Source organism: Brachyspira innocens ATCC 29796, from assembly GCF_000384655.1.
Classification (GTDB): domain Bacteria; phylum Spirochaetota; class Brachyspiria; order Brachyspirales; family Brachyspiraceae; genus Brachyspira; species Brachyspira innocens.
In genome coordinates this window covers 1-24,681 of sequence record NZ_ARQI01000086.1, presented here as the reverse complement: position 1 = coordinate 24,681, position 24,681 = coordinate 1, and the positions used below count along the sequence as shown (strand labels likewise).

22 protein-coding genes are annotated in these 24,681 nt (G+C 27.6%); 11 read left to right on the top strand and 11 right to left on the bottom strand.

What is annotated here, in order from left to right:
* The first annotated feature begins 227 nt into the window (after positions 1-227).
* Positions 228-1,181: a hypothetical protein gene (locus tag F811_RS0103585; protein ID WP_020003922.1), complete on the top strand. Its 954-nt coding sequence runs from the start codon at positions 228-230 to the stop codon at positions 1,179-1,181.
* Between the two features lie 111 nt (positions 1,182-1,292).
* Positions 1,293-2,231 (top strand): hypothetical protein, encoded by a 939-nt coding sequence (locus F811_RS0103580; protein WP_020003921.1) that lies wholly within the window; start codon positions 1,293-1,295, stop codon positions 2,229-2,231.
* A gap of 87 nt (positions 2,232-2,318) precedes the next feature.
* On the opposite strand, the gene F811_RS0103575 is transcribed toward F811_RS0103580, so the two are convergent.
* The 8 genes from F811_RS0103575 to F811_RS16705 all read right to left on the bottom strand — a co-directional run bounded on the left by F811_RS0103575 (position 2,319) and on the right by F811_RS16705 (position 10,383).
* A complete protein-coding gene (locus F811_RS0103575) occupies positions 2,319-2,528 on the bottom strand; it encodes a hypothetical protein (RefSeq protein ID WP_020003920.1) in 210 nt (69 codons plus the stop codon).
* A gap of 21 nt (positions 2,529-2,549) precedes the next feature.
* A complete protein-coding gene (locus F811_RS0103570; protein ID WP_020003919.1) occupies positions 2,550-2,996 on the bottom strand; it encodes a CAP domain-containing protein in 447 nt (148 codons plus the stop codon).
* Positions 2,997-3,236: 240 nt separating this feature from the next.
* Entirely contained in the window at positions 3,237-4,184 is a 948-nt protein-coding gene (gene rfaD / locus F811_RS0103565; RefSeq protein WP_020003918.1) for an ADP-glyceromanno-heptose 6-epimerase, read from the bottom strand.
* A 25-nt stretch (positions 4,185-4,209) separates the two neighbouring features.
* On the bottom strand, positions 4,210-4,668 hold the full coding sequence (rfaE2, locus tag F811_RS0103560; RefSeq protein WP_020003917.1) for a D-glycero-beta-D-manno-heptose 1-phosphate adenylyltransferase: 459 nt from the start codon (positions 4,666-4,668) through the stop codon (positions 4,210-4,212).
* A gap of 85 nt (positions 4,669-4,753) precedes the next feature.
* Positions 4,754-5,743: a LacI family DNA-binding transcriptional regulator gene (locus F811_RS0103555; RefSeq protein ID WP_020003916.1), complete on the bottom strand. Its 990-nt coding sequence runs from the start codon at positions 5,741-5,743 to the stop codon at positions 4,754-4,756.
* 446 nt (positions 5,744-6,189) lie between these two features.
* Positions 6,190-6,564 (bottom strand): hypothetical protein, encoded by a 375-nt coding sequence (locus F811_RS0103550; protein WP_020003915.1) that lies wholly within the window; start codon positions 6,562-6,564, stop codon positions 6,190-6,192.
* Positions 6,561-7,145 carry a type II toxin-antitoxin system antitoxin SocA domain-containing protein gene (locus tag F811_RS0103545; RefSeq protein ID WP_020003914.1) on the bottom strand — a complete coding sequence of 195 codons (585 nt, stop codon included), beginning with the start codon at positions 7,143-7,145 and terminating at the stop codon, positions 6,561-6,563. The genes F811_RS0103550 and F811_RS0103545 overlap by 4 nt, the downstream gene beginning before the upstream one ends.
* A 106-nt stretch (positions 7,146-7,251) precedes the next feature.
* Positions 7,252-10,383, bottom strand: a complete 3,132-nt coding sequence (locus F811_RS16705; RefSeq protein ID WP_020003913.1) for an Eco57I restriction-modification methylase domain-containing protein — start codon at positions 10,381-10,383, stop codon at positions 7,252-7,254.
* 383 nt (positions 10,384-10,766) lie between these two features.
* Here F811_RS16705 and saoT point away from each other — a divergent pair, with 383 nt between their 5' ends.
* Genes saoT through saoL form a run of 9 tightly spaced genes read left to right on the top strand, consistent with a single transcriptional unit; the run spans position 10,767 to position 17,222 of the window.
* Positions 10,767-11,030 (top strand): thioredoxin-like (seleno)protein SaoT, encoded by a 264-nt coding sequence (saoT, locus tag F811_RS0103535; protein WP_020003912.1) that lies wholly within the window; start codon positions 10,767-10,769, stop codon positions 11,028-11,030.
* A gap of 10 nt (positions 11,031-11,040) precedes the next feature.
* Positions 11,041-12,147 (top strand): efflux transporter SaoE, encoded by a 1,107-nt coding sequence (saoE, locus tag F811_RS0103530; protein ID WP_020003911.1) that lies wholly within the window; start codon positions 11,041-11,043, stop codon positions 12,145-12,147.
* Positions 12,141-12,593, top strand: a complete 453-nt coding sequence (saoC, locus tag F811_RS0103525) for a Cys-Cys-COOH (seleno)protein SaoC (protein ID WP_020003910.1) — start codon at positions 12,141-12,143, stop codon at positions 12,591-12,593. The genes saoE and saoC overlap by 7 nt, the downstream gene beginning before the upstream one ends.
* A gap of 38 nt (positions 12,594-12,631) precedes the next feature.
* Complete coding sequence (gene saoX / locus F811_RS0103520) at positions 12,632-13,798, top strand: ABC transporter substrate-binding subunit SaoX (protein ID WP_020003909.1); 1,167 nt, start codon at positions 12,632-12,634, stop codon at positions 13,796-13,798.
* A 40-nt stretch (positions 13,799-13,838) separates the two neighbouring features.
* Positions 13,839-14,666: an ABC transporter substrate-binding (seleno)protein SaoB gene (gene saoB, locus F811_RS0103515; RefSeq protein WP_020003908.1), complete on the top strand. Its 828-nt coding sequence runs from the start codon at positions 13,839-13,841 to the stop codon at positions 14,664-14,666.
* The gene (saoP, locus tag F811_RS0103510; protein ID WP_020003907.1) at positions 14,618-15,445 is read left to right on the top strand and encodes an ABC transporter permease subunit SaoP; all 828 of its coding nucleotides are present in this window, start codon (positions 14,618-14,620) and stop codon (positions 15,443-15,445) included. The genes saoB and saoP overlap by 49 nt, the downstream gene beginning before the upstream one ends.
* Positions 15,432-16,211: an ABC transporter ATP-binding protein SaoA gene (gene saoA / locus F811_RS0103505; protein ID WP_020003906.1), complete on the top strand. Its 780-nt coding sequence runs from the start codon at positions 15,432-15,434 to the stop codon at positions 16,209-16,211. The genes saoP and saoA overlap by 14 nt, the downstream gene beginning before the upstream one ends.
* Before the next feature lie 48 nt (positions 16,212-16,259).
* On the top strand, positions 16,260-16,592 hold the full coding sequence (saoD, locus tag F811_RS0103500) for a DsrE-related protein SaoD (RefSeq protein WP_020003905.1): 333 nt from the start codon (positions 16,260-16,262) through the stop codon (positions 16,590-16,592).
* Positions 16,593-16,601: 9 nt separating this feature from the next.
* Positions 16,602-17,222, top strand: coding sequence for a MerB-like organometallic lyase SaoL (gene saoL / locus F811_RS0103495; RefSeq protein ID WP_245555828.1), 621 nt, complete (start codon positions 16,602-16,604; stop codon positions 17,220-17,222).
* A gap of 71 nt (positions 17,223-17,293) precedes the next feature.
* Here the strand turns inward: saoL and F811_RS0103485 are convergent, their stop codons facing one another.
* The 3 genes from F811_RS0103485 to ptsP all read right to left on the bottom strand — a co-directional run bounded on the left by F811_RS0103485 (position 17,294) and on the right by ptsP (position 23,951).
* Complete coding sequence (locus F811_RS0103485) at positions 17,294-20,650, bottom strand: helicase-related protein (protein ID WP_020003902.1); 3,357 nt, start codon at positions 20,648-20,650, stop codon at positions 17,294-17,296.
* Positions 20,651-20,754: 104 nt separating this feature from the next.
* The gene (locus tag F811_RS0103480; protein ID WP_020003901.1) at positions 20,755-22,188 is read right to left on the bottom strand and encodes a hypothetical protein; all 1,434 of its coding nucleotides are present in this window, start codon (positions 22,186-22,188) and stop codon (positions 20,755-20,757) included.
* Positions 22,185-23,951, bottom strand: a complete 1,767-nt coding sequence (ptsP, locus tag F811_RS0103475) for a phosphoenolpyruvate--protein phosphotransferase (protein WP_020003900.1) — start codon at positions 23,949-23,951, stop codon at positions 22,185-22,187. The genes F811_RS0103480 and ptsP overlap by 4 nt, the downstream gene beginning before the upstream one ends.
* Positions 23,952-24,681: the final 730 nt, after the last annotated feature.

Below are 24,681 nucleotides of genomic sequence, written 5' to 3'. Positions count from 1 at the left end.
TCCAAGCTCCAAGCTCCAAGCTCCAAGCTCCAAGCTCCAAGCTCCAAGCTCCAAGCTCCAAGCTCCAAGCTCCAAGCTCCAAGCTCCAAGCTCCACTATAAATTTATAGTTTTCAATAATAATATATCAATTAAAAATACATACTTAATCAATAATATCATATCTTTTGTCATTGCAAAAATTTTAATTAATAAAAATTTAATAAATATATTTTTTAAGGAGAAAATATGAAAAAACTTTTACTTACATTGATAATGCTATTATCTATATTAGGCATTAGCTGCGAAAAGAAACCTACAGACCCTACAACAAATAATCAAAATAGTAAAGTTATGAATTCATTTAGCGGAGGTTTTACATTTGGTAACTTTGGCAATGTTTCATTTTTGGGTATTAAATATGATAATACTATTTATATGACATTAAATAATTTTATTATAGAAGTGGATAAAAATATGGTGAATAAATTATCTGATACTAAATATCAGATAAAAGGTAATATGCCAAATATTGATAATAACTCTGCTGCCAAATATTCAGTGCTAAATAATGAAAATATTAATCTTTCAGAGGTTAATTCATCATATATAGACATAGAGCTTAATATTATAAATAATAATTTATCATTATCTGGTGAAATATATAATTCAAAAATTAACGTTAATTTCACAGGAACTGGAAACACATTTAATGCTAAATATGCTGGTATATATACATTAGAAGAAATGGAAGGAGCAGAAATGAAATATGAATATGAAGTGAAAGATAATGGAGATGTATACTTCACTTCTTATGACATTAATACGGGTGAAATTATTACTAAAGATAATAGAAATGCTTATCTTATCAAAGAAAGTGATAATATATATAATTTAATTATTCCTGTTAAAGAGTTTTCTGGAAGTATTGATAAAAGTCAAGCTGAAATACTTATATCACAAAGAGCATTGAAATATTATAATGTAGTTATAAAAAATAGGATTACGTTCAGTGATAATAAATTAATAGAAGAATATTATAGTGTATCATCAAAATATAATGATACTGACACTTCATATTATGAAGATGCAATTAATAAAGTTATGGCAGATACTAATTATCTTGATAAAATAGATTACAGTAAATTTAAAGTAGAGGAACAAACTGAGGCATATGCAAAATGGAATTGGATAAAAAAATAAAATATAAATAAAAGGCTTAATTTAGTTCAAAATTGAAAGACTTTATTAGTTTAATTATATAAGTATTAATAATAGTTAATAAATAAAAAAATAATTTTTAAGGAGAAAAATATGAAAAAACTTTTACTTACATTAATAATGCTGTTATCTATATTAGGCATTAGCTGCGAAAAGAAACCTACAGCCCCAAATACTACTAATCCTAATAATACAGGTCATTCTCAATCTTTTACAGGTAATTTCACATTCGGAACATTTGGAAATGCTTCTGCTTTATCTATCAATGAAGATGGAAGTATTTATATGAATATGGATAATGTTTTATTAACTATAAAAAAAGAAATGGTTACAAAAATATCCGATTCACAGTACCAAATAAAAGGTCAAATGCCTACTATAAAATATGATAATACTTCATCAGCAGCTGCAAAATCAGTAATGTTTGCTCAAAGTGCTTCTGATATGAATACTGTAGATGTATCGCTTAATTTAAGCGGCGGAAGTTTATCATTATCTGGGCAAGTTAATAGTGATAATGTAAATGCTAATTTAAAAGAAGTAAGCGGATATATACCAAGCGATTATGTTGGGGTGTACTATATAAGTGATGGTATAAATGATTATGGATTTGAGATTAAATCTGATGGAATAGTTGTTCATATAGAACTTCAAAATGGTAATGTCATATATCATAAAGGATATACTGAAAAATTAATAAAAGTGTCTGAAAATGAATATATATTAAATATAAACTCTTTGGAAAATAATACACCTTCTACAGGTACAATAAGTTTTGAAGAGGCAGAAATAATTGTATTAACAGAGGCTGAAAAATATTATAATATATCTCAAAAAGATACTTTAAAATTTGAAAACAATGCTCTTACAATGACAGGTCAAGGTTACATAGTTCATTATAAAGATGTAGATACGATAGGAAAACAGATTGAAAAGGTAGCAGAGGACAGGGCGTATCTTAAAGAAGTTGACTATTCATTATTTTCATTACAATTAACAGATGAATCTTCTGATACATTTACTAAAAAATAATAAATTGTTATAAAATAGCAATAATAAAAGGCTTGAGTTCAATAAAAACTTAAGCCTTTTTTATTTTTCACAACAAAATATTAATAATCAATCAAAAAGATTCTCTATTTTTTCTCCTGCTTCATCTAATGCCTTTTCTGCTTTCTCACCTGCTTTTTCCATATTTTTTTCCGCTTTATCCATTGACTTTTCTATCTTGTCGGTTACTTTATCAATTTTCTTTTCTACTTTGTCATCTTCGCATGATATAAAAATCATTGACATTATCATACAAAAAATAAAAATAATTTTTTTCATACAGTTTTACTCCTAAAATATTTATTCTGCTAATGAACAGTAAAGTATAGCCCAATACGTGTTTTTGGCATTTTTGTATATTCCGATACCTATATGAGTATAATCCATATCTAATATAGAAGATGAATCGCTTGGGTCTTTAATCATAGCTTTGAATATACCGCTTGCTGTTTCATAGCCTGTTCTTATGGATTCTCCATAATATGCTGCTCTTATACCGTTTTCTGCATATATAGTATGCATTTCGCTTCCGTCTGGTCTTTTTGATTCAAAGACTTTTGATATTTCTTCAGCTCTTACTGCTGCTGCATTTTGAAGTTCTTCATTTGTTTGGTACTCATAAAGTCCAGCCTTTTTTCTTTCGGAATTTATTAATTCAAGTAATTTGCCAGCTTCTTCAGGGTCTTGCGAAAACAAAGGTAATGCAGATATCATCATACATACTAAAATAAATATAGTTTTTTTCATAATATAAATCCTAATATATACCTAAACAATTATAATTTGTCAAAAATAAGGTTGTATTTTGTTTTTAATATATGGGGATTTTCCCCATACCCCACTTCTTTTGTTGCCACAGGTACAGCCCGCCGCAAAAAGAACAATAAAAAATTGACAAACTTAAAAATTTTCAGTATAAACTTATTATAATATATAAAAGCACATTAGTTTATAATAGTAAAAGCATTTTTATACTTTTTTTATTATTTACATTAAATATCCGCCGCTTTTTTCCAAAACTTCTGCATATTTTTTTACGCCTGTATTAACATTCATAAAATCTTTATTGTATCCAGCTGCTCTTAATTTTTTCAAATCTGCCTGAGTGTATTTTTGATATTTGCCTTTCAAAGCATCTGGAAATCCTATATATTCTATTTCAGAAGATTTGTAAATCTCTCTAAAAGCCTTTGCTATTTCTACAAAACTTTCAGCATTTCCAGTACCGCAGTTAAATATACCAGATTTATTTTCATTTTCAAAGAAGAAATTATTAACTGATACTACATCATCAATATGTATAAAATCTCTTAAAAAGTTTTCACTTCCTTCAAATATTTTCATTTTTTCACCTGCTTTTATTTGATTAAACAAGTGAAAAGCAACAGAAGCCATTCTTCCTTTATGATTTTCCTGCGGACCGTAAACATTAAAATATCTAAGTCCAACTACCTGACTTTGAACCTTATTTTCTTGGAATAATTTATTTAAATATCTGTCAAACTGATATTTAGAAAAAGCATAAACATTTAAAGGATATTCATTTTTTTCGTTTTCTTCAAAGCCGTTATCTCCGTTTCCATATACTGAAGCACTTGAGGCATAAAAAAGTCTTATTTGATTATCCAAACATACATGCAAAATATTTTTAGTATATTCATAATTATTTTTCATCATATATTTACCGTCTGTCTCCATTGTATCAGAACAAGCACCCTGATGAAATATTGATTCTATTTTATTTCCATTTACAAAAGAGGCAGCATCAAAATCCTCTTTATCTATATAATCTTTAAACTTAATTCTATTTAAATTTTTGTGTTTTGAGGCATTTTTAAGATTATCTACAATCAATATATCATCAATGCCCAAATTGTTTAATCCTCTTACAATATTAGAGCCTATAAATCCAGCTCCTCCTGTTACTATAATCATATTAATAACTCCTATAATTTTATTTTTAACTGTTAATTTTTTTTATAATATTGGTAGTAGAATATCCATCTACAAAATCTATAAGCACAGTTTCCTTAGCGAACTCTCTTCCGACAACATCTTCTATTTTATAATCGCCGCCCTTTACTAATATATCAGGCTTAACTATTTTGATAAGTTCAAGCGGTGTATCTTCATCAAATATCGATATATAATTAATACATTCCAAAGCTGATAAAACAATAGCTCTGTCTGTTTCATTATTTATTGGCCTGTCATTACCTTTTAAGCGTTTTACCGAATTATCACTATTAAGTCCTAGTACGAGCAAATCTCCGAGTTCTCTTGCCTTTTGTAAATATTCTACATGTCCGCGATGAAGTATATCAAAACAGCCGTTTGTAAATACTATTTTTTTATTTTCTTTTCTATATTTTGACAGCAGATTATCTAACTTGCTTCTTTCTATAAGTTTGTTATTCATATATATTCCAAGTATAAAATTTATTTAATTATAGCATAGAACATATTAATAACAACAATATAATATTAAGGCTTTATATTAAAAATTATTTTTTTTCGCTGCCTCTTAAATGAAATTGGGCAGAATAATTATATATCTGTTTTGGAGTATTTAGACTTTTTTGTTCAAGCAGTACATTTGTAGCATTAACTCCTATGTCAAAAGCAGGAAATACAACTTCTGATATATTATCATTTTCATAGTATAATGATGGGTAAAGATTTACTAATTTATCAAAAGTAATTATTGATACGTCATTAGGTATTGATAATTTTAATTCTCTTAATGCTTTTAATATTCCTATTGCTAATATTTGATTGGCTGCCAAGATAGAATCAAATTCAACTTTTTCTCTTACTAGAGTTTTTACCATATCATAGCCGCTGTAGCTGTTATTAAAATCCCCGTAATAAACTCTATTAATACCATTATCCAAGTTATGATTTTTTATGCTTTCCAAAAATCCATCTTTTCTTTCTTGGGCATTGCTTAGATTCAAACTTCCTGTTATTATTATAGGATTTCTAGCTCCGCCTTCTATTAATAAGTCAGTAGCTTTTTTTGAAGCACTAAAGTTATTAGACAAATTTTTTATATATATATCTTCAAATTCTAAATTTCTATCTACCAATGATATGATATTAGTATTTTTATTATAGGGCAGTTTATCTCTTTTATCTGAAGCTGGAACCCATATTACACCTATACCTTTATCTTCTTCTATTCTTGAGAAAATTTTTATTTCTTCTTCTATAGATTCATTAGTTAAATATATTTCAAAAGGTATATTATTTTTTTGAACCACCGAAACTATTCCATTAAACAAATCCAAATAAAAAGTATTGCTCAAATCTGGAATAACTAATATCACTCTTTTTACACACTTTAGACTAAAGCATTTATCCATGCCGTTATTTTTTAATATATTATTAACTTTATTTCTTGTAGATTCTTTTACAGAATTTGGGTCTTTTAGCATTCTAGAGATTGTAGCAGGCGAAATTCCGCTTATCCTAGATAGTTCTCTTATTTTCAATTTTATATTTCCTCAAAATTATTTACAAATGTAGTATTTGATGATAAATACCAAAAATATATTATAATATTAGATAAAAAAAATCAATCTATATTATTAGATAAAAAATTAATCAATATTAAAAATATTATACTTGTTTTTTACACTATATCAATAAATATTTATACTGTTTCATTTTTTATTATTTTATGATACCTATTTTCAATACAGTTTTGCATCTCTTACTTCAGTATTCCCATACGCCTCATAAAACGCCCCCCTAATGCGACCGAAGGAAGTACCTTTAGGTATGCGGCTGATTACTACTCGCCTAGCTAACGCACTCCCTACGGTCGGGGGCTTCCCGCACGGTAACGCTTTACCTTATCAAACGTCCCCTATACGTGCGGCTGATTACCCAACATTAAACAAAAAATTATATTTCTTCTTGTATTAAATTAAACAAATTATATTTGATTATTATGTTTTTGTTCTATTAATTTTCTTAACTGATTAGGAGAAATTTTTAATTCTGTTGTTAAATATGCTTGGAATTCTTTTAATAATTCATGTTTATGCTCAGGTATCATATATTTTATAAATAGCTTATTTGGTTTTTCTATTATTATTATAAATTTTTCTATGTTAGAATAAATATAATTATTATTATCATCTAAGCTATTAGCTTTCTTTACTCTTTCTAATAAAATATTTTTATTTAAAATAATAGCTTTATTTTCCTCTCTAGGATAAAAATTTTTATATACACTTACAAAATCTCTAGATAATTGACATAAAGCTCCATAAATTTCATCAGTAGAATTCTCATCAAAATTATTCATTGTAATACCTTTGATATCTCATCAAATAAATCAGAATATTTATTAGCTTTTTTCTTTATACTTCTTAATTGAGTTTTACTTAAATATATTTTATCTATTGTTTGACCTATATAACTATCTAAATCTATAATTTCATCATAATTTGTTTCAAAAAGTGGTGGTGTCATATATACATAATTCATAAGACCGTCTAAAGTATTTCCAGAAAATTTACCAGTAGAACATGCCTTATGCCATTTTTCAACTACTTCATTTAGAATTTCTTGATCTTCTTTGTTAAATTCAGATATATTTATAGTTTTATAGATATCTTTTATATTATGCAGATCATTATAATCTAAATCTCCATTTTCTTTAATATCTAAATTACAATATGTATTAACAGTGTCGTATAAATTTATAAAAGGACCAAATTTATAATGTTTAAAATTATATGTTGTAAATCTTTTTTTATTTTTTGAAATACTTTTTAATTCACAGCAATATAATAATTTTATAAGTACTAATATGCTTATACTTTTATCTTTAAATTTTTGCAATATGTATAATACTTTTTTTTCATTATCATTTATTTCTAACATAGATATATCCTTAATTACTTATATAATAACTTAAAAATGAAAAACTTCAATACTCAATGAAAAACTGATTATATTATAAATTTAATAATACTTTCTAATTAAAAAATCATGTTTTATTAGTATTACTTTTACTTTTTCTTTGTTCTATAACCTCAATAAATTTTGATATTATATATTCTCTTTCTTCATTGTTTAAATTTATACTATCAAAAATTATATTATCTATTTCCTTGTGATGTTCTGTATTAATTTCTTCATTATAATTTAGTATACTTATATTTTCAACTTTTTTATATAATGTTTTAGCTTTCTTTAAATCAATATTGAATATACAGGGAATATTTTGCAAATCAAAGGCTTCTGCTTTTAATAAACCGCCTCCTAAATTATTTCTTCCTGTTATCTCTCTTAAAAGCCAACCTAAAGTAGAATTATAAAATAACCAAATACTAATGAGATTTTTATCATCTAATTTATTAACATCTGAATAGTTTTCATCTCCTGAAATTTCTACATAACTATCAGAATATGCTTTTGCTTTATTGAAACAACAATAATGAGAATATGCAATTCCTCTAGGCATTATAAATATTGGAGGCGTACGTTTTGTTTTTAGTTCATCTATTTTATGGGTAAAGTTACTAAAACTAAAATTAGGTTTTTCTTTATGATAAAATGGTATAGTACCTTTATCGCTTACTTTATACCCATTCAAACCCTGACCATATTTTAAACCTACTTTATCAACTGTTAAACCTTTTGACATTTTTTCTAATATCGATAATAAAATGTTTAGCTTATCATTAAATAATATACTCCATTTATAATTAGATAATAATTCTTTATCATTAATAGTATAGCAATATTTTTTATTTGAATCAGAAAAATCATTTTTATAATATTTTAAAGTCAATTTACTTTCACTACTAGGATATACAAATGATATAATAGTATTGATAGCTGCGGTACTAAACTGTTTAAAATCAGTATCTATCAATATTATATTTGAATTATTTTCTAATAGGAATTTTTGAAAACTAATTCCATATTTTGTAGAAAGCCAAGAATTAGTGCATACAAAACAGGTAAAACCATTTTCTGTTATAAGTTTAGAACCTTTGACATAAAAATACAATGATAAATCCATACCTTTTCCTAGTAAATGTTTATATTTAGGGAAGTTATGAATGATATCATTTTGATAATTATTTTTCATTTCTTCTGTAAATATAGAATTTCTAGCTTCCAAGTAAGGCGGATTTCCTATCACAATGTCAAAATCCCTATCAATACCAAACTGCACCAAAGGCGAAAAGAACTCAGCCGATTTATTGTCAAACGGACACCAAGACAAAATTTTCGCTTTTATACTCTCATCTATAAAAGCAGAATTTTTTACAAACTCCCGAAACTCTTCAAATTTTATTTTTACCCTCTCTTTTTCTTCCAAAGACGAAGCCACATAAAACATTTCAGATATATTTTTCATCATTGTTTTTATGCCCTCTAATACGCTGTACTCAAAAGTTCCTTTCTTTATATTAAAATCCACCCCTATTAACGCATTGGTGCAAAGAAATTGAAACTCCAAATTCGGCAAAGTTCTAATACCCAAATTATGCTCTTTTTTCTCTTTTTTCTCATCAACTACCAAAGATAAAAACGCCCTCAATTTACTAACTTCAATCGCTATAGGCTGTATATCCACCCCATGTATCATACTCTGAAGTATATCAAGTTTATACGCATAGCTGAATTTCTTTGCATCATACAATTTTTTAAACTCAGCCTTAGCCCCAGAAGGCAGCTTATCAATAACATAATTTTTATAATATTCATGATTAGGGTCTAGCTTATCAATCACATTAAAAACCCTCTGTAGTATCCCCAAAGGAAAAGCACCGCTTCCGCAGGCAGGGTCTAATATTATCATGTCATGTATATTCTTCAAAATACCCTTTCGCTCTTCGTCTGTATATTTTACGCTCTCATCAACATCAAAAATCCTGTCAATCTTGTTTTTCACCATATCGGGCATTTTCTTATACAGATAAAGTTTTATAGCCTCCATTACCATATAGTCCACAATCTCACGAGGCGTATAAAATGATCCCGTCTCCTTTCTCGCACTCTCTTTTGTCTCTTGGTTTATCTCCGCAAGCAGATTTTCAAAAATACGTCCCAGCATTTCTGGGTCTATGCTTATCTCCACATCAAAAGGGGCACTCTCATCAACCGTGAAATTATACATCTCAAAAAATTCAAACAACCCCTTTATTATCTCATCATCTATACTCTTTACCGCCTCATCGTCCTCTTTCTTTGAAAATAATCCCCCGTTCAAAAATGGTATAGCCTTCTCATAATTATATATCACTCTCTCTTTTGAAAATTTACGCTTCTCCATATCCATATTAAGAACATTAAAAAACAAATCCTCAAGCACATCGCTGTAATAATTTTTCTTGTATTTAAGATTTTCAAAAACACCGCTGTTTAATATCTCATTCGGTATCAATTCTTTCTCCCGTAAAAACCAGCAGAAAAGCACACGTCCCAAAAACCTTAATGCAAACTCTTTAGCCTTGTTTTCGTCCTTATCAAAATATTTTATGATATCATTATGTATCTTCTCAAAATATTCCTTAACCCCTTTATAAAACTCCTTATTAACACCCTCCACACTAAAAGCATTTTCTATACTCTCAACACTTCCAAAAATATCGCTTGTAATCCTGCTTGCTGGCGTATGTACCTTTATTCCCTCCCCAAGCAAAAAAGTATATCTCTTAGGATTACTGTAATCATCTTTCATTATGATAAGACCATTTTCGCCTTTTATACCAGTCTTGTCATGCTTTACATACGATACCCTATAATTATTTTTATTATCCTCATAAAGTATAAAAAATATACCCTTACCATAACTACCAGACATTAATATCTTGCTGCAAATTCTAGAAATTTTTACTCTGCTAGCAAGCCTAGTATTTTTTATATATACTTCAAACACCCCGATAACTTCATTTTCATTTATATTCAAATCCCCAATCCAAATAATTCTATTTAAAAAATCTTTATTCTTTTCGATTATCTCATCTTCGCCAGCCACAGAGCCATATTCTTCTTTAAAATTCTCTCCAAAATGCTCAGCCCATTTTTGTTTATTGTAAGGCACATCAAATTTAAAATTATTATTTTGAGTATTAACATTTTTCACACTATTATTTTTTTTCATAATATGTATTCCTTAAAAGAAATTAAATATTAATACTAATAATATATTAAATCATCATAAAAATAAACAATATTTTACATAGTTTTAATGTATTAAAAAATGTTTTATTTGAAAATAAAAAGTGATAATATTTAATTGACTTTACTATAATTTGTGTTAATATACACATATCATTTATAGGGTATAATTAATAATTTAAAGCTAACTTTATTTACTAATCAGTACGCTTTTCCCGAGACACACTCTCTATAATATACCGTGCGTATATTCTAAAAATCATATCTAACAATAATAATCAAATTAAATTATTTTTTAAAGAAATTTTTATATTAGTTTTTTATTTTTTGAAATTAAGTTTTATTAACATTTTATAAGGATTTTTTATGTCTAAAGTATTAGTTGAATTTATTAATACCTGCCCAACCTGTGACGGCTACTCATCATTTTTAAACGAATTACAAAAACAGTATAATGACCAAATAGAAGTAAAACTCTATTATGCAGGTAAAGATTTTGATTATTTAGAAAAATACGGAATGGTAGACAGAGGCACATTAATTATAAACGGAAAAGACAGATACGATGTCTTAAGCAAAAAATTAATAGAAAAAGAAATTAAAAAGGCACTAGAAGCACAAAACGCTTAATAAAATTATTATGATAATGAATTTTTTGTATGTATTTTGGGACTTTCTCCTAATAAGTTCTGAATGGATTGTCATAAGTTTAATATTATCTGGAATAATACATGCTTTTGTTCGTCCGCAGGTACTACAAAAATCAATAGGCAATAAAAAAATATCTTCTTTAATAAAGACTACAATATCAGGAGCAATTCTTCCTATATGCAGCTGCGGAGTGCTTCCTTTGGCATTAAGTTTATACAGGACAGGTGCCTATTTAGGACCTACACTTTCATTTTTGGTATCAACCCCAATAATTAACCCAGCGGCGATAATAGTTGCTTTTGCTATGTTAGGCAAAGAAATTACAATTATATATATATTATGCGGAATATTTCTTCCTTTAATAATAGGAATATTAGGAAATACTTTCGGCGGTAAAGAATTAATATCACCTGAAGTTTTGAAATTGCAAAGTATGAATATTAAAATCCCAGAAACCAAGTATGTAGATAAAACGCCTTGGTACAAAAAATTATACAATGGTATTTTATGGGGATTTAATAATCTTGGAATAGAAATAAGCAGATTTATTTTAATAGGTACTTTATTTGGAGCAGTGCTATTAACGGTTGTTCCTCAGTCATTTGTCATGCAGTATTTAAGCAACCCCAAATTAGTATCAATACTAGGTATAACTTTAGTAGGCTGTATGATGTATGTATGTGCTTTAGGTCATATACCATTAATAGCAGCTTTAATATCTGCAGGTGCTTCACCAGGTATAGCAATAACATTTTTGATTACAGGGGTAGCAACCAATATTTCCGAATTAATCAGCATATATAAGCTCATAGGTAAGAGAACTTTAATCATATATCTTGTTTCTATGCTTTTCTTTGGTATCTTGATAGGTTACATTACAAATATTTTATTAACGGATAATTTTACGCCCATCTTTGATTTATCAAATTCTAGTAAGCAGATAGAAATAGCCAATAATATAAATATCACTTTTCCAGATTGGTTTAAGAATATATGTGCTATTGCAGTTTTATTTATGGGCTTATATTCATGGTTTTTGATAATAGTAAAGAAAATAAAGCTGATTGTAAATAGGGAAAAAGAAGTTCAATGCTGAGATTACTTTTTGTTTTATGTGTTTTTATATTTGTTTCATGCGGTGATAATACACAGGATATAAAAAGTGCAGAAGGCATAAATAATAATGAGCTTTACAAAGCCTATATGAAAGAATACTCTGAAAAAGAACTTCTTACATTTTTAGAGGGTGATTTCAGCGGTGATGATAAAGATGATTTAATAATAATTTACAGAGAGTCTAAGTATTCAAATAAACTGATTGGTATATATAAAGACTATAACAGCGGAAAAATATTAATGACATCTCCTATACCTGCACCTATAGAGAGTTATACTATGAAGTTTTATAATATAGATGAAAAAGTACCTAATGAAATTTTGGTGTCTGGTAAAAAGGGGGCACATATAGGTTTTGCTGTTTATAGGCTTGAAAATGGAGAGTTTATAAGTTTATTTGAAAACGGAATGGAAGATTGCTGTTAAAAAAATAATATATATATAATTTTTTAAGGAGAACAATAATGAAAAAGACTATGATTATTTTGTTTATGTTTATTATGATGCTTTCATGCGGAAGCGGAAATAATTCTAAAGAAGCAGTTCAAATACCTGAAGATGTACAGGCTATAGTTGATGACTATAATTTGGAAGAATTAAGCGATGCTGATAAAAAATATAAAATTAATTTGGGGTATTATGATTGCGATCATATGACAGCGGCTTGCATAGGTGAGGATAGTGGTATATATAAAGCATTAGGTTTGAATGTTACAGTAACAGGTAATGGTAATGTACCAGAGGCTATGAGTGCGGGTCAGATGGATATGGCATATGCTGGTTTTACAACTACTTTAAATGCTGTAAAAAATAAAGTACCTCTTTTTATAGCAGCAGAAAATCATACAGGAGGAGCTGAATATTTCGTTGTTGCTAAGAATATAGATAGCCCAGAAGACCTTTTAAATAAAAAAATATGTGTAGGGGCAAATCCAGAAACAGAAAATTTAAATTGGGCAGAATGGTCAGAACAGTTAAACATACCTAGAAATATCACTAATTATGAAAACTTTGCTATGAGTGATTCTGATGCCTATTTTGCTTTAAAATTAGGTCAATTAGATGGATATGATACTTGCGATCCTTGGGGTTCTATGGCTGAATATGAGAATACTGGTAAAATATTAAAAAGACAAAATACCGACAGAGAAATAGACGGACATGGAACTTGCTGTAAAGTTTGTATGAATTATAAATTTGCTAAAGCTCATCCAAAATTGGCAGAACGTATACTTCTTGCTCATGCTATGTCTATAGAATATATGTATCTTCACCCTTATAAAGCAGCTCAAATATTTGCTGAAAATTATAATGTTCCTTTAGAAGTTGGTCTTATGACTTTATGGAAAAAACTTAATGAAGAAGGAAGAACTATAACTTGGAAATTAAACAGAGATTATGTTCATAACCAAATGAAAACTATGAAAAGATTAGGTGTAAGAGATGATATTAACTCTCTTGATATAGATGATTATATAGATTTATCATACTTTGACAATTGCGGAGCTAAAGATTTTGATGTATTTCTCAAAGAAGAAGTTGACCCTATATTCCCTCTTGGTATGAGTTATGAAGAATGGAGAGCTAAAGCCGTAGAAGTAGATAATATTAAAGAAGAACCTAAAGTGTGAAAATATAATAATAAGTTATATATAGTAATAAAGGAATGAGATGGGGCATATAATAAAAAGAAATAAATATATTATTATATTTAGTATTGTTTTTATAATATGTTTCATCTTATTTCAAAACTATAAAACTTCATTAAACTATAGAAATAAAGATAAAATTACAGTGGCATGCGGCAATGATGCTTCTGGAATGCTTTTCGATTATATAATAAATGATAAAGATTCTAATATAGAGTTTTCAAATATTGATTATGTTCAGTTTTTGGATTGCTGCGGTTCTCAGGCTGAGTTTGCTTTTATATCTGGAAGGGTAGATATGGCTGTTTTATGTCCAGATGCAGCATTTCAATTAATTTATACTGATACAAATTATTATATAGTGGATTCTATAGTTAAAGGTTCTAATATATTGGTTTATTATAATGAGGATTATGATAATAATATTGAACCTAAAAATATAGGATATATGAATAAAAGGCTTCTTCAGGAGGCTTTGCTTAAATGTAAGTACTCTAATTCTAATTATTATCCTATGCTTGTAACTGCACTGCCTTATGCTTTAGAGAAAAAAACTGTTGATGCTATTTTTATTGATATTATATTGGCTTTAAAAATAAAAAATGCCAGATTTAAAAAAATAGACACAGAAGAATCCGATTATTATTTGGTTGCTTCAAAAAAACTAAAAGGTACTGTTATTCTTAATGATTTTATCAAAGTTTACAATGAAGCTGTTGATGATATAGAAAATGATACAATATTATCTAATATACTTATTAGTTATTTAGATATTTCAAACTCAGAAGGAGAAATGAATATATGGAAAACAATGGGCGTCAAGTTCAGCAAAATAAAAGCAGAGTTATAAATTTGGGGAATGCTGGAAATAGTATTTTTATGAAATTTTATAGTGTTTCTGTGCTTATAGTTATAATGATAGTTTGGTATTTTCTTGCCAAAAAGATAGATAATAATTTACTTCTTCCAGATTTTTTATTAACCTGCAAAGAATTTTTTCTTTCTTGGGTAGACCCTTATACTGTTAAAAATTTGCTTATAACATTAGAGCGTGTATTTAGAGGATTTATTATAGCTTGTATAATAGGTTTGCCTTTAGGTCTTATTATGGGATATTCAAAACCTATACTTTTGGCTATTTCTCCGATTATAAACTCTATAAGACAAGTTCCCATAATGGCTTGGATACCATTAGCAATAGTATGGTTTGGTCTTGGAGACGGACCTACTATATTTTTAATAACTATGAGTGCTATATTTCCGCTTATAATAAATACTATAGACGGAGTTAGAGGAATTGACCCAAACTATATTAATGCTGCTAGAAGTATGGGGGCTAGAAATATAGATATTATGTTTGATATAATTTTTCCCGGTGCTTTGCCTTCATTTTTGACTGGATGCCGACTTGCTTTGGGGCTAGGCTGGATGAGTGTTATTTGTGCCGAGTTTATTGCTACAAGTAAAGGTTTTGGATTTATATTGGTTGAAGCCCAACAGAGACTTGAAACACCTAAACTTTATGCTCTTATGATAGTATCTGCTATTATAGGATTTAGTATGGATAGGGTGCTTGTTATATTAGAAAAAATATTAACTTCTTGGAGATTTAAAAATGGCAATTCTTGAAGTAAATAATGTATGCAAATCTTTTAAAACTTCAAAAAAATCTTCTGAAGTTGAGGTATTAAAAGACATTAGTTTTAAAGTGGAAAAGGGTGAGTTTGTAACTTTGCTTGGACCTTCAGGCTGCGGTAAGACCACGCTTTTAACTATAATAGGAGGTTTTCAGAGAGCAACATCGGGAGAGGTATTGCTTGAAGGAGAGAGAATAGAAAAACCTTCTTCTGACAGAGGGTATGTTTTTCAGAATTATGCATTATTTCCTTGGATGAATGTTGAGAAAAATATACTTTATTCTCTTAAATTTTCAAAGATGAGCAAAGAAGAAAAGAAAAAACGTTTGGAAGAGCTTCTTGAAATGTCTCATCTTAAAGGTCATGAGAAAAAGTATCCTATTTCTTTATCGGGCGGAATGCAGCAGAGGGTAGCTGTTGTAAGGGCATTAGCACCTTATCCTAAAATACTGCTTTTAGATGAACCGCTTGGAGCCATAGATTTGCAGATGAGAGAGCATATGCAAAATGAGCTTTTGCAGTTAGTTAAAGAAAGTAACAGTACTATACTTATGGTTACGCATGATGTTTCTGAGGCTGTTTATATGAGCGATAGGGTTATTGTTATGAGCTTAAATAAGGGTGAGATAGTAGCTGATATAAGAATAGATATTAAACACCCTAGAGAAAGAGATAGTGAAGAGTATATAGAATGTGTTAGAGAACTTACTAATAATGTTAAAAAGGCTTTTATCAATAAAGTGCCTGTTTCAGTATAAGTAATTTTCTTTAATATATAAATATAAATATTTTGAAGGAGTAAATAAATGAAAGTAGCTTATATTTTCAGCAGCCAAAATTCGCATATGATTTTGGATAAAATGATAGTTCCGCAATTATTAAATGATAAACATGGTGCGGAAGTTGTTGGTATGATGTTTTTTGCAGACAATACTTTCCTTCTTACAAAAGGAAGCAGTGTTGGAGATAGACTTGCAAAAGTATTAGAAAGCAAAAAAATTCTTCTTATGGCATGCAATATATGTGCTATAGAGAGAGGCATTGATGACAAACTTATAGATGGTGCTTGTATAGGTTGTTTCCCAGACTTATATAAAGCTTTGGAAGGAAGCGGGGTTGAACAGGTTATAACTTTATAAGGATTCTTTATGTTTGATACTGATTTTATGGAGAGATATGGTATATCTGATAAATATCATAATTTACCTTCAGATATACAGAATGCCAGATTAAGATTAATGAATAGGGTTATAGATACAGGCTGTACTATTAACAAAGATGAAGCTATAAAAATATGTGGCGATGAAAGTTTGTATAAAACTCTGCTTGAAAAAGAAATTATCACTTTAAGTGGCGATGATGTTGCTTTTCTTTATCCTGTATCTGCTATGGAAACTAACCATAGGGTAAAGCTTGCTGACGGAAGAGAATTCTGTTCTATGTGTGCTATAGATGCACTTGGATCTTACAGTTTGTTTCATCAGGATACTGAAATTAATTCTATATGCAGTCAGACTGGCGAAAAAATATATGTAAGAATTAAAGACAGATGTATTGCTGAACATTCGCCTGATGATATACATGTAATACATGTTGATTTAAATAAAAATAAGAATTGGGCTAGCACCTGCTGAAATATCATGAATTTCTTTGGGTCAAAGAATGATATGAATGAATGGCTTAAAAATCAGGATATAGATAATAATACTATATATCTTTTAGATTTAGAAACTGCTTTTAAAGTGGCAACTGCAATATTCAGATTATAAGCTGTTTCCTTAAAATTAATTATATATTATAGGTGATAGATATATTTTTTATATCTATCACTTTTTTATTTTTAATTATTATATTTGCTGAACTCTTCTTTTACTATCAAATATGAATCTTCGTATATGCTTTGAAGATTGTTTGAAGAATAATTGAACTTTTCATTTACCTCATTAAGAGATATAATATTCTGAAGTATTTTTACAGAACAGCCGCTTTTTGATTTTAATGCTTTCTCTATATCTTTTATCGTTTTATCAGATAAGTATTTATTTTCTGTAATATTTATCAATTTTTTTACGTAATCTCTATCCTCATCATTGTCAAGATATTGATAAAAATTATTAAGTCCGCTATGGCTGCTTGCAGACTTTTTAATATTTTTTCTTCTTTTTAATTCATCTTCAAAGTTTTTTATATTCTCGCTTGGGGGAACGTATTTTTCATTTTTATCAGCTTTTAGAGTTTTGAATATATTTTCTATATTAAAATCTATTTTTGAGTTTTTTAATAGAGAACCGAATACTCCATTTTTTGATTGTATTATCTCTAATAAACCGCTGAAATTTGACTCTCGTCTTATTACTATATTATTTTCTATTGATTTTATTCTTTCAAGAAGTTTATCATCATTTTTTAATTTGTTGTAAACATCTCTGTATTCATTATCCCAGCTTATATCATCATCAGTTAGAATTTCATTTTCTCTTTTTAATGAGAAGAGCGAATTAATTTCATCATCTTTTTTTAATATTTTTGTATCATTTCCGAATATAGCATTTATCAAGTTTAATTTAAAATTAGATATCTGCCAATTCTTTATATCTTTCTGAGCTTCAAGTCTAGGAATAAAGTTATGTATATATATTTTATCAAATAATTTTTTACCTATTCTGTTTATACGTCCCACTCTCTGTATTACTCTTGTAGGATTGTACGGAATATCATAATTTATTATTATACCAGCCCTATGAAGATTGATACCTTCTGACAGTGTATCAGTAGCTATTAGTAAAAAATAATCATCTTCTTGTTTATCAGTATTTAAAGAAGCATCAAAATTGGCGGCTATTATATCTCTGTTTTTTGACTGTGATGTTGATTTTATAGGTTTAAATAACTCTCTTAATTCATCATCTTTATATACAGATTCATATAAATAATCCGCTGTATCTTTAAACTCTGTAAATATTATAATTTTTCTTTTATCATTTTCTTTTTTGAATTTTTTTAACTCTTCTATTAGTTTAATGAATTTTTTATCTTTATCTGATGATATATTATCCCAATTTTTTTTTATTTGTTTTAATATTTGTAAATCGTTTTCAAAATCTTCAAAAAATTTATCTTCTAAAACTTCTTTAACATTTTCTATTATTTTTACATCTTTAATTTTTTTATTTGCCTTATTAAAATCTAATACTTCATCATATTCGATATCGTTCTCATCATCTGATGATTCATCATATGAAAAGAAATCTTCTATATATAGAGTATCACCTTTTTTATAAATAGGGTATAAATCTTTATTAATCCAAGTTTTTATGTTTTCGTATTTATATATCATATTATCTATACTTTTTTTAAAAGCATAAAGAGAACTTTCAAATCTTCTCACAAGCAGATGCTTCATAAATTTAGTAAGGTTTCTTGAAGAAGTGGAGGCAAAGTCTGCATTAATATTTTCTCCGTATACATATTCTATTATTTTATCAGCATTTTTCTTTTCTTCTATCGTAGTATATTTAAGATAAGTTAAAGGCTCATAACGTACAGCTTTGAACTTATTATTATTTATTTCAGTATTATTGTTGTTATCATCAAATAGAGTTTTATCATTTTCTTTATTATTATATTCATCATCATTTGGAGTAATTTTTTCAAATGTATCAGAGTATAATTTTGATATATCGCCTAAATTATAATCATGAAGTTTTGGGTCTTCTACATTATTAAACTCTGTTTTTTGCTCTTCTAAATCCTTTCTGTATTCCAAATCCTCTTTTAAATCTTTTCTTGTTCTTCTTATTATTATAGGATTAATCAAACCTAAAATTTGTTTTGATATATCTTTTATTTTTTCTTTAGTTTCTTTTTCATTATCATCTTTTTTGTATTTGCTTTTTATAATTCGCTCTTCTTTTAGAATAGATGATTTGATTTCTGCTATACTTTTATCTGTAGTGAGCATTCTGTCAAATATATCTATTAAAGAAAATATATCAGAAGTTGTATTATGCATAGGAGTTGCGGTAAGAAGCATAACTTTATTTGCTGAGCATATATTTTTTATAATATTGTAAGATTCGGTTTTGCTATTTACAAATCTATGGGCTTCATCTATTATGATAAGTCTTGTTTTTTTATGATTCTTCACATATTCGTATAATTCATCTAATTTACCAACACTTTTTATCACAGCATTTAATTTGAACTCTGCATTATAATTTTCCCAAGAATATATTATTTTTGGAGGAGACACTATTATAATTTCTTCAACAGCTTTTATTTCAATCAAATTTTTAGCTATTGCCGAAGCTATTATACTTTTTCCAAGCCCTACGACATCAGATATTAAAACCCCGCCATATGTCATAATACTTTTAATTCCGCTTTTTATAGCGTCTATCTGATATTTATAATTTGAATAATTGAAATCTTTGGGTGTAAATAATAATTTTTCATTGCTAAAAAAATTAAAATATTCATATATAACTTTTAAATATATTTCATAAGGGGTAGGGTATTTATTAGTTTCTTTAGCGTCATTATTATTTTGTTTTATTTCTTCTTTATCTTTTATTCCCACTCTATCAAAGAATTCTTTTTCATTTTCTTTGTTTAATATTGTTTCTGCTTCTTCCCATTCTTTACTAAAAAAATCATATAAAGTTTTAAAATATTCAAATCCAAGTATATTAAATTCTCTTCTTTCATAAATACCTTTATGAGAAAAATTACTTGAGCCTGTTAAAAATAGTCCATCTTCAAATGAAGTTTCATTTTCTTTTTTTAAGTATTTAAATAAATATAATTTTCCATGATTATCTTCTTTTGTTTTTCTTATTTCGAGAGTAGAGTTTTTACATTTCTCTTTAAACAGTTCTATAACTTTTATATTTTTTGTATTTTTTTCTGATATTGTATAATCTAAAAAATCATTTATTGTTTTATTTATATCTTCTTTTTCATTGCTCTCATTTTGGAAATTGCTATATATACATTTAGACTTATTGTCTATATTCATACCTACTATTATTTTTACATTTGCTTTTAAAAATGTATCTCTAGCTGTTTCATCATTTGCTATATCATAAAATGCACTATATCGGCAGTATCCAACTAATATATCGATTTCTTCAACTTTTTTTATTCTAAAGCAGTTTAATAATGTTTCGCTTTCTGTTTTATTGTTAATTATTTCCATTTTTTATATTCCATATTCAAGTTTAAAAAATATTATAACATTAAATATCTTTTTTATGAAGTATAGAATATTGTTAATAATAGTATAATAATACTTATAAAAAATTAATCCACACTGTATTCTGTTTCACTGTCTCCGCTTATAACAAATCTGTACGGGTTGGTAGGTAGTATTTTTATTAAATAGTTATATAATAGGGTAGAGCTTTGAAGCACATTATTATTGGTATTATAATAAAAATATTTAGGATAATCTAGTACATATTCATAATAAGGATTGTTTTTAGAGCTTACAAGTTCGCCTATTTTGTTATTAACTTTCCAGAGAAAATATACTGATTTATCTGTAAAGTAATTTGTTTCAGGACTGTTTAATATATATGAGAAGAAATCAGAAGATTTTAAATAATCATAATTTTTATATGAGTTCATAGCTGATTTATAATTTTCAAATATATCTTCAATATTTTGTATATTATTAGTCATATATCTTAAATAGCTCCAGCCCACTATAGGTCCGTAGTATGTATCATATCTTACTAAAGCCCAATCCTCTCTTTGTCTTTCTTTTGCATTGTATACATTAGTTTTATTTAATACAGTTACAAAATCATAATTGTATAGTTTGTAAAGTTCCTTTTCTGTTCCTGAAGTTACAGCAGGTATTCTGTCTCTTATGATAATACCATTTCCTATTACATAATACTCTTCTTCATATGCTGCTTTTATACCTTCTATTCTGTTTTTTACAGCTTCTACAGTATCATTATAGTTTTTTTTCTCATTAGCAGTTAAATCAAATGGAAGAACATCTGGAAAATATGATTTATTATTTAATATGCTTTCTTGTAATACACTTGTTCTGTATCGTTCAGAAAATCTTTTTAGGTATGTTATGTTAGTGATAAATTTTGCTTTGTCATTTTCATTTTCTATATTACTAAATCTATGTCTTATGCTGAAATAGTAGGCGAAATCTTTTAATGGAAAAACACTTTCTTCATCTTGAAGTATTCTGTCAAAAGTATATCCATTAAAAGAATACTTTCCATCTTTTACAACAATTCCTAACTGACTGTATATGTTATTTAAAGAAGCTGTGAGATTTGTAACATTATCATCGTTATTCTCTTCGCCTTCAACTATTCCTTCTGATAATAACTGTGTATAAAACTCTTCTATATATAAAGGTTCATTTTCTACCATGTATATTAAAGCCTGACCTAGTAAATAAGACGCCTCGCTTTCATAATAGCTTGAAGGATATGTGAATAAAAATCTTGCTAAAGTCTCAAAACCTTCTTTGTAGTTTGATGATAATATTTGATTTCTTCCTTTAATAAAGGCTGTTAATTCATTGTATGGAGATTGAGCATTTTCTTCTTCAGTTTTAGGCAGTGTTTTTAAGAAATCTCCTAAAGGTCCATAATCTTCTGTTTTTTCTATTGTTTTTAATTTTTGGTATTCATCTATAGATTTTGTTACTTTGCATGATATTAATATGCATGCTGCCATTAATATTAATAAAATTTTTTTCATTCACTTATACCTTTATAATTTTTTATATCTATTTTTTTAATAAAACTATTTAAAATTGATTTAGAAAAATTGTTGTCGCATTTTTCAAGCATTTCATTTACTAATTTTGTACATTCTTCTATAGTTATACTTCTTATAAGATTTTTTATTTTAGCGATAGAAGTAACAGACATAGAAAGTTCTCTTATTCCAAGACCAAGAAGAACAGGAGTATACATAGCAACACTAGCCATTTCACCGCATAATGTTATAGGCTTATTATTTTTATTTGCTGTTTCTATTACTCTTTTTAATACTCTTAAAACGGATATATCTATAGGGTTATATAAATATGATAATTTCTCATTAGTTCTGTCGCAGGCCATCATATACTGAACCAAATCATTAGATCCTATTGATAAAAAGTCAGCTTCTTTTATTATTAAGTCTATTATTACTGAAGCAGAAGGTGTTTCTATTAAAACTCCTATTTTTATATTTTCATTAAACGGCTGATTTTCTTTTCTCAATTCTTCTTTTATATCTTCAATAAATTTTTTAGTTTCGATAAACTCTTCTAAAGTGCTTATCATAGGAATCATAATTTCTATATTTCCATAATGCGAAGCTCTGAGTAATGCTTTTATTTGGTCTTTAAATAACTGTCTGTTTGATAAGCAGAATCTTATAGCACGCCAGCCCAAGAATGGATTATCCTCTTTAAAATTTAGTCCCAAGGCAGGGGATATTTTATCTCCACCTATATCCAAAGTTCTTATTACAACTCTTCCTTTCATTTTGGAAGCTATATTTTTGTATACTTTAAATTGAGTTTCTTCACTAGGAAGTGTTGTAGCAATATCTTCTTCTGAAAATATATATAAAAACTCTGTTCTGTATAGTCCTATAGAATCTACACCATGTTTTAATAAATTTTCTGTTTCTTCTGGTATATCTATATTGGCATGAACTTTTATTTCTATATTATCTTTTGTTAAGGCTTTTTCTTTTGCATCTATTATAGACTGTTCTTTGAATTGTTTTATATTTTCTGTAAGTATAGTGTAGTTGGCGATATCCTTTTCGTTTGGATTCATAATTACAATATTACTTCTGCAGTCTATTATTATTTTTCTTCCGTTTTTTATTTTGCTTGATATATCGGCTATATTAAATATAGTTGTTATGCCGAATGATTTGGCAAGTATAGCAGCATGCGAAGTATATCCTCCGCTTTCTATTATAAATCCTGATACTCCTATGCTGTTAAACTTTAGTACATCGCTTGGAGTAAGCGTCTTTGCTATTATAATACAATTTTCTGGTATTTGAGAATAATCTCCAGAATTAGGCTGTATTAGATTTCTTATCAGTCTTGATTTTATGTCTGCTATATCGCTGCTTCTTTCAGAGAGCATTTTATTATTAACAGAAGATAGTTTATCAAGATATCCAGATATTATTGTATCGTATATATGCTCTACATTAAATAGTTTTGCTTTTACTTCTTCTTTAACTTGTCTTATTATTACTCTGTCCTGAAGCATTAATATATGGGTATAGAGAATATTTTTAATATTATTATCTACATGATTTTGAAGTTCTTCAATTTCTTTTATTGATTTTTTAATAGCTTCATCAAATCTTTTATATTCTTCTTCTACATCACTTTCTTCGATTTTATAAACAGGTGTACTTAGTGAAGGTGTATAAAGAAAAGAATTTCCTATAGCCACATCATCACCTACGCCGTTACCGTTTAATATCGTTCTTTTATCAGGCATAGAAACTCCGATATTATGTTAATTAATAGTGAAGATTATATTATAAATGTATAATATTTTCAATAGTAAATTTATTGTAAGCAGTAATATTTTTGTGTAAGTATATATGTATAAAATCTATTTAATATAAAAACTGGTTGCAAAAGTATGTAAAATGTATTATACTAATGAGGGTAAGCTCTTTGACATTGAGTATAAAGTGTATAATTTTTGTAAACTTCATAATATATATATTATGTTTTTATAGGTCGACGACTGTAAAGGTAATTTACATTTTGGCTTTATAATTACATATAGATATAAAAAAGATATATATGAAGAAAGATAATAGTAATTAATGATTTGTAAATAAATATTAGGTATAATTTACAATAAATTTACAGACTAATGGACGGGGTTTTTAAAATCAATTCCCCCACACCAAGTAGGCACTTCGCTACGCTCGTAGGGGGACGAAAACGGTGATAAGCCTCTTTTTTAATCTTAATTATTTTTGTTTTTAAAATCAATTCCCACACACCAAGTAGGCACTTCGCTATGCTCGTGGGGGACGAAAACGTATATAGGTGAAACCCATCTTTTTGTACTACGGAAGTTTTTAAAATCAATTCCCACACTGCGCTACGCTTGTGCCAAGTAGGCACTTCGCTACGCTCGTAGGGGGACGAAAACTTTCTTTTTTAAAATGATGGATTTTTCTTGAAATAAGTTTTTAAAATCAATTCTCCCA

What these genes read in the sequence shown, in the direction of transcription:
- F811_RS0103575 (WP_020003920.1), bottom strand. Translation starts at nt 2,528, where the DNA reads ATGAAAAAAATTATTTTTATTTTTTGTATGATAATGTCAATGATTTTT.
- saoX (WP_020003909.1), top strand. Translation starts at nt 12,632, where the DNA reads ATGAAAAAGACTATGATTATTTTGTTTATGTTTATTATGATGCTTTCA.
- F811_RS0103550 (WP_020003915.1), bottom strand. Translation starts at nt 6,564, where the DNA reads ATGAATAATTTTGATGAGAATTCTACTGATGAAATTTATGGAGCTTTA.
- F811_RS0103585 (WP_020003922.1), top strand. Translation starts at nt 228, where the DNA reads ATGAAAAAACTTTTACTTACATTGATAATGCTATTATCTATATTAGGC.
- saoC (WP_020003910.1), top strand. Translation starts at nt 12,141, where the DNA reads ATGCTGAGATTACTTTTTGTTTTATGTGTTTTTATATTTGTTTCATGC.
- F811_RS0103480 (WP_020003901.1), bottom strand. Translation starts at nt 22,188, where the DNA reads ATGAAAAAAATTTTATTAATATTAATGGCAGCATGCATATTAATATCA.
- saoA (WP_020003906.1), top strand. Translation starts at nt 15,432, where the DNA reads ATGGCAATTCTTGAAGTAAATAATGTATGCAAATCTTTTAAAACTTCA.
- F811_RS0103580 (WP_020003921.1), top strand. Translation starts at nt 1,293, where the DNA reads ATGAAAAAACTTTTACTTACATTAATAATGCTGTTATCTATATTAGGC.
- rfaE2 (WP_020003917.1), bottom strand. Translation starts at nt 4,668, where the DNA reads ATGAATAACAAACTTATAGAAAGAAGCAAGTTAGATAATCTGCTGTCA.
- F811_RS0103570 (WP_020003919.1), bottom strand. Translation starts at nt 2,996, where the DNA reads ATGAAAAAAACTATATTTATTTTAGTATGTATGATGATATCTGCATTA.
- saoE (WP_020003911.1), top strand. Translation starts at nt 11,041, where the DNA reads ATGATAATGAATTTTTTGTATGTATTTTGGGACTTTCTCCTAATAAGT.
- saoT (WP_020003912.1), top strand. Translation starts at nt 10,767, where the DNA reads ATGTCTAAAGTATTAGTTGAATTTATTAATACCTGCCCAACCTGTGAC.
- F811_RS16705 (WP_020003913.1), bottom strand. Translation starts at nt 10,383, where the DNA reads ATGAAAAAAAATAATAGTGTGAAAAATGTTAATACTCAAAATAATAAT.
- F811_RS0103485 (WP_020003902.1), bottom strand. Translation starts at nt 20,650, where the DNA reads ATGGAAATAATTAACAATAAAACAGAAAGCGAAACATTATTAAACTGC.
- saoP (WP_020003907.1), top strand. Translation starts at nt 14,618, where the DNA reads ATGGAAAACAATGGGCGTCAAGTTCAGCAAAATAAAAGCAGAGTTATA.
- saoD (WP_020003905.1), top strand. Translation starts at nt 16,260, where the DNA reads ATGAAAGTAGCTTATATTTTCAGCAGCCAAAATTCGCATATGATTTTG.
- ptsP (WP_020003900.1), bottom strand. Translation starts at nt 23,951, where the DNA reads ATGCCTGATAAAAGAACGATATTAAACGGTAACGGCGTAGGTGATGAT.
- saoB (WP_020003908.1), top strand. Translation starts at nt 13,839, where the DNA reads ATGGGGCATATAATAAAAAGAAATAAATATATTATTATATTTAGTATT.
- rfaD (WP_020003918.1), bottom strand. Translation starts at nt 4,184, where the DNA reads ATGATTATAGTAACAGGAGGAGCTGGATTTATAGGCTCTAATATTGTA.
- F811_RS0103545 (WP_020003914.1), bottom strand. Translation starts at nt 7,145, where the DNA reads ATGTTAGAAATAAATGATAATGAAAAAAAAGTATTATACATATTGCAA.